Origin of the sequence: Collimonas sp. (assembly GCF_044339385.1) — a bacterium.
In the GTDB taxonomy this organism is placed as follows: Bacteria; Pseudomonadota; Gammaproteobacteria; order Burkholderiales; family Burkholderiaceae_D; genus Collimonas.
Genome location: NZ_JBIIVN010000066.1, coordinates 1 through 12,290 on the forward strand (window position 1 = coordinate 1; position 12,290 = coordinate 12,290).

The 12,290-nt window shown below is 59.2% G+C and carries 11 protein-coding genes and 1 pseudogene; 9 read left to right on the forward strand and 3 right to left on the reverse strand.

What is annotated here, in order from left to right; translation table 11 throughout:
- The 4 genes and pseudogenes from ACIQ0R_RS06630 to ACIQ0R_RS06645 form a co-directional block, all read left to right on the forward strand.
- A partial coding sequence (locus tag ACIQ0R_RS06630; RefSeq protein WP_395825251.1) for a branched-chain amino acid ABC transporter permease occupies window positions 1-914 on the forward strand: 914 nt, incomplete at its 5' end.
- Window positions 911-1,687: pseudogene (locus ACIQ0R_RS06635) on the forward strand (ABC transporter ATP-binding protein). The gene ACIQ0R_RS06630 and the pseudogene ACIQ0R_RS06635, both read left to right, overlap by 4 nt.
- Window positions 1,684-2,388 (forward strand): ABC transporter ATP-binding protein, encoded by a 705-nt coding sequence (locus ACIQ0R_RS06640; RefSeq protein ID WP_395825254.1) that lies wholly within the window; start codon window positions 1,684-1,686, stop codon window positions 2,386-2,388. Before ACIQ0R_RS06635 ends, ACIQ0R_RS06640 begins: the two are co-directional and overlap by 4 nt.
- A gap of 83 nt (window positions 2,389-2,471) precedes the next feature.
- On the forward strand, window positions 2,472-2,753 hold the full coding sequence (locus ACIQ0R_RS06645; protein ID WP_395825257.1) for a hypothetical protein: 282 nt from the start codon (window positions 2,472-2,474) through the stop codon (window positions 2,751-2,753).
- A gap of 28 nt (window positions 2,754-2,781) precedes the next feature.
- Here ACIQ0R_RS06645 and ACIQ0R_RS06650 read toward each other — a convergent pair whose 3' ends face one another.
- Genes ACIQ0R_RS06650 through hutC form a run of 3 tightly spaced genes read right to left on the reverse strand, consistent with a single transcriptional unit; the run spans window position 2,782 to window position 5,852 of the window.
- On the reverse strand, window positions 2,782-3,582 hold the full coding sequence (locus tag ACIQ0R_RS06650) for a ferredoxin--NADP reductase (protein WP_395825260.1): 801 nt from the start codon (window positions 3,580-3,582) through the stop codon (window positions 2,782-2,784).
- Complete coding sequence (locus tag ACIQ0R_RS06655; protein WP_395825263.1) at window positions 3,579-5,081, reverse strand: MFS transporter; 1,503 nt, start codon at window positions 5,079-5,081, stop codon at window positions 3,579-3,581. The genes ACIQ0R_RS06650 and ACIQ0R_RS06655 overlap by 4 nt, the downstream gene beginning before the upstream one ends.
- Window positions 5,082-5,135: 54 nt before the next feature.
- Window positions 5,136-5,852 carry a histidine utilization repressor gene (gene hutC, locus ACIQ0R_RS06660; protein ID WP_395825266.1) on the reverse strand — a complete coding sequence of 239 codons (717 nt, stop codon included), beginning with the start codon at window positions 5,850-5,852 and terminating at the stop codon, window positions 5,136-5,138.
- Window positions 5,853-6,141: 289 nt separating this feature from the next.
- On the opposite strand from hutC, the gene hutU reads away from it, so the two are divergent.
- From hutU to ACIQ0R_RS06685, 5 genes are all read left to right on the forward strand, one after another.
- A complete protein-coding gene (hutU, locus tag ACIQ0R_RS06665) occupies window positions 6,142-7,848 on the forward strand; it encodes a urocanate hydratase (protein WP_395825269.1) in 1,707 nt (568 codons plus the stop codon).
- Window positions 7,849-7,974: 126 nt separating this feature from the next.
- The gene (gene hutH / locus ACIQ0R_RS06670; protein ID WP_395825271.1) at window positions 7,975-9,516 is read left to right on the forward strand and encodes a histidine ammonia-lyase; all 1,542 of its coding nucleotides are present in this window, start codon (window positions 7,975-7,977) and stop codon (window positions 9,514-9,516) included.
- Between the two features lie 24 nt (window positions 9,517-9,540).
- Entirely contained in the window at window positions 9,541-10,149 is a 609-nt protein-coding gene (locus ACIQ0R_RS06675; RefSeq protein ID WP_395825274.1) for a HutD family protein, read from the forward strand.
- A gap of 70 nt (window positions 10,150-10,219) precedes the next feature.
- Entirely contained in the window at window positions 10,220-11,368 is a 1,149-nt protein-coding gene (gene hutI, locus ACIQ0R_RS06680; RefSeq protein WP_395825280.1) for an imidazolonepropionase, read from the forward strand.
- Window positions 11,369-11,376: 8 nt separating this feature from the next.
- Window positions 11,377-12,192, forward strand: a complete 816-nt coding sequence (locus ACIQ0R_RS06685) for an amidohydrolase family protein (protein ID WP_395825277.1) — start codon at window positions 11,377-11,379, stop codon at window positions 12,190-12,192.
- The last annotated feature ends 98 nt before the right edge of the window (window positions 12,193-12,290 follow it).

Sequence of the window (12,290 nt, forward strand, 5' to 3'; positions counted from 1 at the left end):
TCACCACCCGTAAATCGGGCACTGCGTTGTCGATGGTAAGTCTGGCGCTGGTAGAGATGGCGGCTGCGGGCGTGTTGATGTTTCCCGCCTGGTTTGGCGGCGAAAGTGGTGTCAGCACGGACCGCGTATTGGGCGCGCCATTGCTCGGCATTGATTTTGACTCGCCGCTGCAAGTGTATTACCTGATGGCCTTTTGGCTGTTCATCTGCTGCGCCGCCATGTATGCGTTGTCGCGCACGCCGTTAGGGCGCATCGCCAACGCGGTGCGCGACAATCCGGAGCGGGCAGCTTTCATCGGCCACGACCCGCGCCGGGTGCGCTATATGATGTTCATGCTGGCAGCCTTCTTTGCTGGCATTGGCGGCGCGTTGGGGGCGATTAATTTTGAAATTGTCAGCGCCGAGAATCTCAGATTGCTGCGCTCGGCACAAATTTTGTTGTTTACCTATATCGGCGGCATCGGCCATTTTTTGGGGCCGCTGCTGGGGGCCTTGGTCGGCGTACTTTTTTCCGGGTTGTTATCGGCCTATACCCGTGGCTGGCAATTGTATCTGGGCTTGCTGTTTATGCTGATCGTACTGTTCGCGCCGGGCGGCCTGGCTGGAATCTGCATGAGTGCGATGGCTAGCTGGCGTCGGCTGACGTTACGCCAGTTGCGGCACCTGGCAATCCCTTGCCTTTGGCTTGCTGCAAGTGGCGTGATTGTCTGCGGCGCCGGCGTGTACCTGATTGAGACGCTGTATCGACATGCCGCCGAGAGTGCTGATGGCGCGCTATCGGCTTCGCTCTGGTTGACTGGTTTGGCGGCTGGAATATTGTGTGTTGCGGCAGCAGGCATGCGCTCTGCCTGGCGGTGTTGCCGGCGGCGTTATTTGCGCACGCTGGCAATGATTCAGCAAGAGGCGCTGCGATGAGCGCAATTGCCTGTCCGATCGTATTGGAGTTGGGCGATCTGCACCAGAAATTTGGCGACACCGCGATTATCCGTGGCGCCGATTTGCAATTGCGGCAAGGTGAACGGCTGGCGTTGATCGGCCCCAACGGCGCCGGTAAATCGACGCTGTTCAATTTGATTTCCGGCCGCAACGTTGCCAGCAGCGGCGAGATACTGCTGCGCGGCCGTCAGATCGCTGGTCTCAGCCCGTTCCAGGTGAGTCGCCTTGGTCTGGCGCGCAGTTTTCAGATTACCAATATTTTTCCGCAACTGAGCGTGTGGGAAAACCTACGGGTAGCGGTGCTGGCAGCGCATGGTTATCGTTACGCTTTCTGACGTCGTTTGGCGGCGCTTGGCGGCGTCAACCGGCGTACCGCCGAGGTGCTGCAACTGTGCGGCTTGCAAGGCCAGCACGACGTCGCCGCTGGTGCCCTGGGATATGCCGCCCAGCGTGCACTGGAACTCGGCATCACGATTGCTGGCGCGGCTGATGTGCTGCTGCTCGACGAGCCGACCGCCGGGATGAGCCGCGATGAGTCGGTACAGGCGCTGGCATTGATCCGGCGCGTCAGTCACGGCAAGACCCTGTTGCTCATTGAGCAAGCCATGGAGGTGGTGTTCGGTCTGGCCGACCGTATTGCTGTGCTGGTGCAGGGGCGCATTATCGCTTGCGATACACCAGCGGCGATTCGTCACAATCGGCTGGTGCAGGAGCCCTATCTCGGCGCGCAGGGAGCGGGGTTGCGATCATGAGTGCGCTGCCGCAAATCCGTGGTTTGCACGCCTTTTACGGTGATGCGCAGGTGCTGCATGGGGTTGGCCTGGAGGTAGGGCGCGGTGAGATCGTGGCGTTGTTGGGGCGCAACGGCGCCGGCCGTTCCAGCACGTTGAAGGCGGCCATGGGCATGTTGCGCGGCACCGGCTCGGTGTTGCTGGATGGTGTCGAATTGTCAGGATTGAAAACCTTCCAGATTGCGCGTCAGGGCTTGGCTTACGTGCCGGAAGAGCGTGCCGTGTTTCCGAGCTTGACGGTGCAGCAGAATCTGCTGCTAGGGCAACAGCATGACGCTAACGTCGAACGCCTCGATATCGATGCCATGCTGGGCCTGATGCCGCAACTGGCAGCGCGCCGCGATGTGGCTGCTGGTACATTGTCAGGCGGCGAGCAGCAGATGCTGAGTTTGTGCCGCAGCCTGATGGGCGCGCCCAAGGCGATCATGGTGAATGGGCCGACTGAAGGCCTGGCACCGGCCATGGTCAACGTGGTTGCCCAGTGTTTGCAGTGCTTGCGCGAGCAGGGGCTGGGCGTGTTGCTGGTTGAGCAAAAGCTCGATATTGCGCTGGAAATCGCTGACCGTGTGCTGGTGATGGGACGTGGGCGGATTGTTTTTGCCGGAACCACGGCGCAATTACTGGGCAATTCTGACGTGCGCCGACAATGGCTTGAAATATGATGGCATCAACGGAACCTGTGCGGTCGAAGCCGGTCTTAATCACCGTCAATTTTAGACATGTACTACAACGACTAGGAAAAGAAATGCGTTATGTAACTTTATTAGGCTTGCTGTTTGCCGCAAGCGGTGCGGCCTTTGCATCGTCAAGCGATTCGTGGAACAAATTGCAGGCCGACACCCGCAAAGCTTGCCTCGCCAAAAGCGGATTCAAGCAAGCCACGGTGGTCGAGGGGCCGGTCATGTTTGCCAATGCGGTGTTGTACCGAATCGGCGGTACCTGGCCGCAGCCGCACATGAAAGGCAAATACGGCAAAGTCTATTGCTTGCATCCGTTCCCGAAGGGCGAGCCAGAAATCAGCGAATAATTGTTGCAGATGATTAGCTAACTACCAGTCACCAGTAATCCTCTGTGACAAACTGTCCCGGCACCGTTCGCCGACAAGGCCGCAGGCCGCGTTGATGCAACAGCTCGCGGGTTGCGGTAATCATTTCTGGATTGCCGCACATCATGATGCGCGATTTCTCGACGCTGATATCCAGACCCGCAGCGGCTTCCAGCGTGCCATCGGCCAGCAATCCGGTGATGCGTCCCTGCAGATTGCCTGCAGCGACACGGGTGTCGCGCGTGGTGGCGCGCAGTAGTTGCAGCCGCGCGCCGCCGACTGCCAGTTGCGGCCTGAATGGCAACGATGCCAGTAGTTCCTGGTAGGCCAGTTCGTCGGCATTTCTGACGCAATGGACCAGAATCAGATTGCGGAATTTCTGCCACACGGTCGGGTCTTGCAGGATTGATATGAACGGCCCGAGGCCGGTTCCGGTAGCCAGCATCCACAGATCTTCGCCATCGACAAAGCGTTCGGTTGTCATGAAGCCATAGCTGAATTTTTCAACCAGCATGGGATCGCCCGGTTTCAGGTTTTTCAGCTGCTCGCTGAATTGCCCCCCCGGCACTTGCACCAGAAAATATTCCAATTCGTTGTCATCGGCGGCAGAAGTGATGGAATAGGCGCGCCATAGTATTTCTTCACCGGAGACGACGCCGAGACGGGCGAATTGGCCTGGCGTGAATTGATAACCGGCTGGACGCGTGGTGCGGAATGAAAACAGCTTGTCGGTCCAACGATGCACGCTGGTGACGCGTTCGATGCTGGCTTTGAGTGATGAGACGGTTGGTTTTTCTGGCGTGCTGTTCATGACAGAGATGCCTCCGCTTGGCTGCGCTTGATGGCAGCGAGGGCGTTCAAGCGCAAGGCCTGGCGCACTGTGAAGAAGGCCAGCAGCAGCCCTGCTGCAAAACAGATGAACAGCCAATGCGCCGCATTAGCGGCGCCGGCCACGCCGCCCGGATCGGCTATCCCGGCCAGTGCTGTGACCATGCCGGCTAACGCTGCGCCGATGGCGGTGGCAAACAGCTGCACGGTGGTTAGCGAATACGCGGCCAGGTTGTCTTCATCGTCCGGCGCACTGCTCAATACTTTTGCCATCAGATGCGGCATCCCCATGCCGATGCCGAAACCGACCAGCAACAGTGCCACACACAAAGGCAGCAGGCCGTAACTGTCTACCAGCGCCGCTGAAGGCAGTTGCAGTGAAAGCGCCAGCAGTGCCGCGATGACGATTAGCGGCCCGGCCATCATTACAAAGCGGGCCCGCTTGCCGCTGTAGCCGGAGAACAGCAAGGCCGCCAGCGTCCAGCCGCAAGACATGATGCCGGTCAGATAACCGGCCAGCAACGGCGATTGGCCTTGGATCACCTGTAGGAAGTAAGGCACGTAGATTTCGGTGGTCAGTGCCAGGATCATCAATATCATGGTGGCGTACAAGGCGCCGATGCGCGTGCGCAGTGAGAATGCGCCGCTCGGCAACAGGCGCGTACCGCCGCGCTGTTCCAGCCAGGCGATCAAGGCGATTAACGCCACCCCGCATGCAATGCCGCCAACATTCATGATGATGCTGCCGAACAGGCTGGCCGCCGATACCGACATGACGGCCGCCGCCAGCAGTACAATTTTGAGGATCGGGATGCTGTCTGATTTGTTTTCTGTACTGCTTTTCGGCGCGACTTTTACTGTGAACCGGATCAGCAGCGCCAGCATGATAGCAGCCGGCAGCAGCGCCCAGAACGCACCGCGCCAGCTACCCATCTGGGCAAATATACCGCCGATGGCCGGCCCCGACAGCGTTGAAATACCCCACATGCCCGACATTAGCGCCATCGCCCGCGACCATAGCGGCGCTGCGAACACCACGCGGATCATCGCGTAAGACAATGCCACCAGCACGCCGCCGCCAACACCCTGCACGGTACGGGCCAGCAGCAACCACAGCATGTGTGGCGCCAGCGCACAGCCAGCCGAGCCGAGCGAGAATACCAGTAACGCCAGCAGGCAGGCGCTGCGATAACCAAGCCAGTCGACCACGCGTGAGGCGACGCCGGCAGCGATGATCGATGCCACCACAAACAGCGAAGTAGCCCAGGCGTAGTATTCCAGGCCGCCGATATCTTTGACAACGGATGGCAGGATAGTGGTGACGATATAGACATTGGTGGCGTGCATGCCAATGCCGCCAGCCAGCATGATCGAGCGCAGCGCATTGCGGCCTGAGAGCAGGTCGGACCAACTGGCCGGTACGTCGTTTGAAACGATGGCGTTAGTGGTTGCTTTGGAGGTTGCTTTAGCGCTTGCCGACATGAGGCGATATGTCCTGTTTTTACTGCTTCAGAGTTGAAATTCTACTGCGCCGGCTCAGAAGCCGCCGGTAAACTGGTAGCGCGAGCCGGGATGCCACAAGCGTACCGAAGTGGCCACTGTATCGTGCACCCAGGTGCGGCGCGACAGCAACAGGCATGGTTCGCCAGCTTCCATTTGCAGCAGCTTGCGCACTGCCGGGTCTGGCATTTTCGATTCGATGCTGTATTCGGCCCTGTCCAGCGGCGCTACCTGCACCATATAGTGGTTTGGTGTGATGCGATGAAAATCCTGCTGCAGATAATCGGGAAATAAAGCTGGATTGGTATAGCGGTCTTCCAGCTGGATCGGAATATCGTCGGCAAAATGTACGATCACCGAATAGAAGACCGAGCCGCTGTCGACGCCGAGCGCCTTTAGCGCCAGTGGTGTGACGCTGGCTTCCAGCGTCAGCACCTGGCTGCGATAGCGATGCCCGCGCGCGACCAGTTCGTCGTCGATGCTGCGGATTTCTACCAGTGTCGATTGATATTTCCCCGGTGCGACATAGGTGCCCGAGCCCTGGATGCGCACCAGCATTTGATTATCGGTCAATTCGCGCAACGCGCGGTTGACCGTCATCCGCGACAGATTGAATTGCTGCATCAGTTCGCGTTCGGACGGAATCAGGTCGCCCAGCTTCCATTCGCCGCTGCGGATTTGCTGCAAAACGTGATCCTTGACCAGTTGAAACGACGGTACTGCCTTGTTGTTCTTTGCTAATGCGCCATGCATATGCCGGCTCCTACTCAATAAATTTCATCAGGGATACTACAGCAATCGACGGCAACCGCAGCAGGCAAGTTCAAGTTGGCTTGAAGTCAATCGAAATCGTTGAAGCCATGATTGTGTGCAGGGTTATCGCTGCCGATCGCTGTTTATCAAACATGGCCCACAGTATGCATGAATTCGCTTGAAATCCGGTTGACTAAGTTGTATAGGCATTATATCTTGCTGGACTATGCAACTTGCCTGTTGAATGCAGACATTGTTGGGCAAACAACTTTCACGGAGACCAGGCACCATGAGCACAGTGACCAGCACCGATCCACGCCGCGATCCCAGCCGTACCATCCGCGCAGCACGCGGCACCCAGTTGAGCGCTAAAAGTTGGTTGACCGAAGCACCATTGCACATGTTGATGAACAACCTCGATCCCGAAGTAGCGGAACGGCCGAATGATCTGGTGGTGTACGGCGGCATCGGCCGGGCGGCACGTGACTGGGCCTGTTTCGACAAGATTGTCGAGGCATTGACCACCCTGAACGACGATGAAACGCTGTTGATCCAGTCCGGTAAGCCGGTCGGCGTATTTCAGACCCACGCCGATGCGCCGCGGGTGCTGCTGGTCAATTCCAATCTGGTGCCGAAATGGGCTAACTGGGAGCATTTCAACGAACTCGACCGCAAGAGCTTGTTCATGTACGGCCAGATGACTGCCGGCAGCTGGATCTACATCGGCAGCCAAGGCATCGTGCAAGGCACGTTTGAAACCTTTGCCGAAGCAGGGCGCCAGCATTTCGGCGGGGATCTGGCGGGGCGCTGGATTTTGACCGCCGGTCTCGGCGGCATGGGCGGTGCCCAGCCTTTGTCGGCGACGCTGGCCGGGGCGGCTTCGCTGACTATCGAATGCAAGCAATCCAGCATCGATTTTCGTTTGCGCACCCGCTATCTCGACAAGCAAGCCAAGCACCTGGATCATGCGCTGGAACTGATCAAGTATCACACCGAACGCAAGGAGGCGGTCTCCATCGGCCTGCTCGGCAATGCCGCAGAAGTGTTGCCGGAACTGGTCAGACGCGCCACAGCTGGCGGCCTCAAGCCGGACCTGGTCACTGATCAGACTTCCGCGCATGATCTCATCAACGGCTACCTGCCGGTCGGTTGGAGCGTCGCGCAATGGCGCGCTGCGCAAAACGATCCGGCGCAACATGCCAGCTTGACGGCCGATGCGACCCGCTCTTGCGCCCGGCATGTGCAGGCGATGCTGGATTTCTATGCGATGGGCATCAAGACCGTTGATTACGGTAACAACATCCGCCAGGTTGCATTTGATCAGGGAGTGGAGAATGCCTTCGATTTCCCGGGTTTTGTGCCGGCCTATATCCGGCCGCTGTTTTGCGAAGGCAAGGGGCCGTTCCGCTGGGTGGTGTTGTCCGGCGATCCGGAAGATATCTACAAGACCGACGCCAAGATCAAGCAACTGTTCCCGGAAAATAAGCATGTGCATCGCTGGCTGGATATGGCGCGCGAACGGATTGCATTTCAGGGTTTGCCGGCGCGGATTTGCTGGCTTGGTCTGGGCGAGCGCCATATCGCTGGCCTGGCATTCAACCAGATGGTGCGCAGCGGCGAATTGAAGGCGCCGGTCGTGATTGGCCGTGATCACCTCGATACTGGTTCCGTCGCCAGCCCTAATCGTGAAACCGAAAGCATGAAGGATGGCAGCGATGCCGTGTCCGACTGGCCGCTATTGAATGCCTTGCTCAATACTTCCGGCGGCGCTACCTGGGTCTCTTTGCATCATGGTGGCGGGGTCGGCATGGGCTATTCGCAGCACGCCGGGATGGTGATCGTTGCCGACGGCACCGACGCTGCCGCCAAGCGACTGGCGCGAGTACTGGTCAACGATTGTGCCTCGGGAGTGATGCGGCATGCCGATGCCGGTTACGAGGCAGCGTTAGAGTGCGCCAAGCGGCACAATCTGAACTTGCCGATGATTAATCGATAAGGCAGCCGCGGCGGCGCGGCCTGTTGGCCCGCGTGGCACCGGGATTTCTCCGTAGAATTCAAATGGGTAGCGAACCGCGCGTGCTCAATTGTGAATTATAAATAACGAATTGTGAAAGAACCGAACATGAAAACTGCGTTGACCCTGCAACCGGGGAAAATGTCGCTGGCAGAAATCCGCAGCATCTGGGCCGATGCCGTGCCGCTGCAATTGCCGGCCGCCGCCTATACCGCTATCAATGCCTCGGCGGCCACTGTGGCCAGGATTGTCGAACGCGGCGCTGCCGCCTACGGCATCAATACCGGCTTCGGCAAACTGGCCAAGACCCGCATTCCGGATGAACAGCTCGAACTGCTGCAGCGTAACCTGATCCTGTCGCACTCGGTCGGCACCGGCGAGCTGATGGACGACGCCGCGGTGCGCCTGATTCTGGCGATGAAGATCGGCAGTCTGGCGCGCGGCTTCTCGGGCATCAGGGCGCAAGTGATCGATATCTTGCTGGCGATTTACAACGCCGGCATCATGCCTTACATTCCGGTCAAGGGTTCGGTCGGCGCCTCGGGCGATCTGGCACCGTTGTCGCACATGACGCTGGCGATCCTGGGTGAGGGCCAGGTGCGGGTCGGCGGCAAGCTGGTCGATGCCAGGGAAGCGCTGGCGCAGGCTGGTATTGCACCGATCGTGCTGGCCGCCAAGGAAGGGCTGGCGCTCATCAACGGCACTCAGGTCTCTACCGCATTGACCTTGCACGGGCTGTTCCTGGCCGAGCGCGTGCTGGAAGCGGCTGCAGTAACCGGCACGCTGGCGGTCGACGCTGCGCGCGGCAGCGATGCGCCTTTCGATCCGCGCGTACATGAAGTGCGCGGCCAGCCCGGGCAGATCGCCACTGCCAGGATCTATCGCCAACTGCTGAGCGGTAGCGCCATTCGCCAATCGCATCTGGCCAATGACGAGCGCGTGCAAGATCCGTACAGCTTGCGCTGCCAGCCGCAGGTGATGGGCGCTTGCGTCGATCTGATCGGTAATGCGGCTCGCACGCTGATGATCGAAGCTAATGCGGTGACCGATAATCCGCTGATCTATGCCGAACACGACGAAGTTATCTCGGGTGGAAATTTCCATGCCGAGCCGGTGGCCTTTGTTGCCGATACCCTGGCGTTGGCGATTGCCGAAATTGGCGCGTTGTCGGAGCGGCGCATTGCATTGCTGATTGACTCCTCGCTGTCGGGCTTGCCGCCATTTCTGGTGCAATCGTCCGGCCTCAATTCCGGTTTTATGATTGCCCATGTCACCGCGGCTGCACTGGCGTCGGAAAACAAATCGCTGGCGCATCCGGCCAGTGTCGACAGCCTGCCGACTTCCGCCAACCAGGAAGACCACGTCAGCATGGCGACTTTCGCTGGCCGCCGCCTGCATGAGATGGCGCACAACAGCGCCACCATCGTGGCGATTGAATTGCTGGCGGCGGCGCAGGGCGTCGATTGCCATCAGCCACTGACCACGTCGCCATTGCTGGTTGAAGTATTGCAGCGCCTGCGCCGGCAGGTAGCGTTCTACGATAAGGATCGTTTCTTCGCCCCGGATATCGAAGTCGCTAAGCAGTTGGTGCTGCAAGGCGCTGTCAGCGCCAGTTGCGCATCGTTGTTTGCTGGCTTGTACGCTTTATAAACCTTTGAAGAACGGCAGTTATCCATGCAACTGATCCGCCTTGATGACTTGCCCGCGACGCCCTGGAAAAACGGCGGCGGCGTGACGCGCGAGCTTTATATTTACCCAACTGAGTCTTCATTCGAGACGTTCGTGTGGCGGGTGAGCATTGCTGAGCTCGCCCGGTCAGGCGGATTTTCCAGCTTTGCCGGGGTTGATCGTGTGATCACGTTACTGGCCGGAGCCGGCATGCAGTTGGTGGCCGCTGATGGCGCTGCTGTGCCGCTATTGCCATGGCAGCCGCATCGTTTTCGTGGCGAGGAGCAGATTTTCGCACGGCTCGATGGTGCAACCTGCCACGATTTCAACCTGATGTTGCGCCGTGGCGCCGCGGCAGGCGATGTCATGGTCTGGCATGGCGACCAGCATTTACCTGAAGGCTGCGCTTTGCTGTATTGCGTCCATGGCGGCTGGGAAGTCGTTAGCGATCAGGGCCAGCAGGCAATGCTGGCAGCGCGGCAAGCGCTGGTCTGCGGCAATATCGACGATATGGCCGTTCCGCTAGCGCTGCGCTCCTTGCATGCCGATAGTGTATTAATCAGCATCCATATCAATTTGCAACAGGAAAGCCGCCATGCCGCACAACCAAGTTAAGCCAGCCTTGTCCGGCGATGGCATCTGGCATAACGCCCGCATTGCTCCAGCCGGTAATCCTGAGAACATCATGCTCGATGCCGCCATCGTGGTGCGCGATGGTGGCATTGTGTGGCTTGGCTATGAGGCATCGCTGCCGCCCGAGTTTGCCGATCCGGCGCTACCGCGGCATGATGTCGGTGGCCGCTGGATCACGCCGGGGCTGATCGATTGCCACACACATCTGGTCTACGGTGGCAATCGTGCCGATGAATTTGCATTGCGCCTGGCCGGTGCCAGCTACCAAGAAATCGCGCGGCGCGGCGGCGGTATCGTCTCGACCGTGCGCGCCACCCGGCTGGCCGACGAAGAAAGCTTGTTCGAACAGGCGGCAGGGCGCCTGGAAGCGCTGCTGGCAGAAGGCGTGACGACGCTTGAAATCAAGTCTGGCTACGGCTTGAACCTGGATGGCGAACGCAAGATGCTGCGTGTGGCGCGACGTTTGGGGCAGCACTATCCGGTTACCGTGTACACCACCTTCCTCGGTGCCCATGCGTTGCCGCCAGAATATCAAGGGCGTGCCGACGAATACATTAATCTGGTCTGCGATGTCATGCTGCCGAGACTGCATGGCGAAGGGTTGATTGATGCCGTCGATGTATTTTGCGAGAATATCGGCTTTTCGGTGGCCCACAGCGAGCGCGTATTGAAGGCCGCGCAACAACTGGGCTTGCCGGTGAAGATGCACGCCGAACAACTCTCTAACATTGGCGCTACGCAGCTGGCGACAGGTTTCAATGCCTTGTCGGTCGATCATCTGGAACATCTGAGCGAAGCCGACGTGATCGCCATGCAGCACAGCGGAACCGTGGCCGTGCTGCTGCCGGGCGCCTATTACTTCGTCCGTGAAACCAGACAACCGCCGCTTGATTTGTTGCGGCGCTATGGCATACCGATGGCGCTGGCCACCGACAGCAACCCCGGTACCTCACCGACTACTTCGTTGCTGCTGATGCTCAACATGGCGTGCACACTGTTTCGGATGACGGTGGCGGAAGTACTGCAGGGCGTTACCATTCATGCCGCACAAGCCATCGGCCAGAGCGCCCGACACGGCTTGCTTGAGCCGGGGCGAGCTGCGGATTTCGTGGTCTGGTCGGTTGACTCACTGGCCGAGCTCGCTTACTGGTCCGGCCTTAATCCTTGCCGCATCGTGGTGCGTGGTGGCTGTATTACCTGAGGTCAGCCATGCACAACCCACTAATAAGACAGCTGATTGCCGATCGTGCACTGTTGCCGCAGGGGTGGCGCAACAATGTCCTGCTGGAGTGGGACGAGGCCGGCATTCTGAGCAATGTCATTGCTGATGCTGCCGAGCTGGCGCCGCGGGTTGCTGCGACTGTGCTGCCAGGCATCGTCAATTTACACTCGCACGCGTTCCAGCGTGCGATGGCCGGCCTCACCGAATATCGTTCGCAGGGGGCGGCCGGTTGTAGCGACAGTTTCTGGAGCTGGCGCAGCTTGATGTACAAGTTCGCCGGCAAGTTGTCGGCGACTGATCTGAAGGCGATTGCGCTGCAACTGTATATCGAGATGCTGCAGGCTGGTTATACCTCGGTGTGCGAATTCCATTACCTGCATCACGATGTCGGCGGCAAACCGTATGCTGATCCGGCAGAAAATCTGGTGTGCCTGATCGAGGCAGCACAGCAAGCCGGGATCGGCCTGACCTTGCTGCCAGTGCTCTATCAGCACAGCGGATTCGCTGCTCAGGCACCGCATGCCGGGCAGGCGCGTTTCATCAATTCGCCAGACTGGATTATGGCGGCATTGCAAGGTTTGCAGGCGGCGCATCCGCAGCATGCAGGCTTGCGCTACGGCGTTGCGCCCCACTCGTTGCGGGCGGTGTCGCCGCACTCGCTGCAAACCATGTTGCATCAGTTGCGACAGTGGGATGCGCAAGCACCGGTACATATTCATATCGCTGAACAGACCAGGGAAGTCGACGATTGCGTGGCGGCGTTAGGGCAGCGTCCGGTTGCCTGGCCTGTTGGCGCTAATTGAATCTTGACCCAGCCTGCTGATCGAAATGTGACCCAGGGCTGGTCGCTGCGTTTTGAGTTAGCAGCTGTGGATAAGTCTATCAAACAGTTGGTGTTGAA

Coding starts and splice junctions, on each gene's coding strand:
- hutI (WP_395825280.1), top strand. CDS start 10,220: ATGCTCGATGCCGCCATCGTGGTGCGCGATGGTGGCATTGTGTGGCTT.
- ACIQ0R_RS06645 (WP_395825257.1), top strand. CDS start 2,472: ATGCGTTATGTAACTTTATTAGGCTTGCTGTTTGCCGCAAGCGGTGCG.
- ACIQ0R_RS06640 (WP_395825254.1), top strand. CDS start 1,684: ATGAGTGCGCTGCCGCAAATCCGTGGTTTGCACGCCTTTTACGGTGAT.
- hutH (WP_395825271.1), top strand. CDS start 7,975: ATGAAAACTGCGTTGACCCTGCAACCGGGGAAAATGTCGCTGGCAGAA.
- hutC (WP_395825266.1), bottom strand. CDS start 5,852: ATGCATGGCGCATTAGCAAAGAACAACAAGGCAGTACCGTCGTTTCAA.
- ACIQ0R_RS06650 (WP_395825260.1), bottom strand. CDS start 3,582: ATGAACAGCACGCCAGAAAAACCAACCGTCTCATCACTCAAAGCCAGC.
- ACIQ0R_RS06655 (WP_395825263.1), bottom strand. CDS start 5,081: ATGTCGGCAAGCGCTAAAGCAACCTCCAAAGCAACCACTAACGCCATC.
- ACIQ0R_RS06675 (WP_395825274.1), top strand. CDS start 9,541: ATGCAACTGATCCGCCTTGATGACTTGCCCGCGACGCCCTGGAAAAAC.
- ACIQ0R_RS06685 (WP_395825277.1), top strand. CDS start 11,377: ATGCACAACCCACTAATAAGACAGCTGATTGCCGATCGTGCACTGTTG.
- hutU (WP_395825269.1), top strand. CDS start 6,142: ATGAGCACAGTGACCAGCACCGATCCACGCCGCGATCCCAGCCGTACC.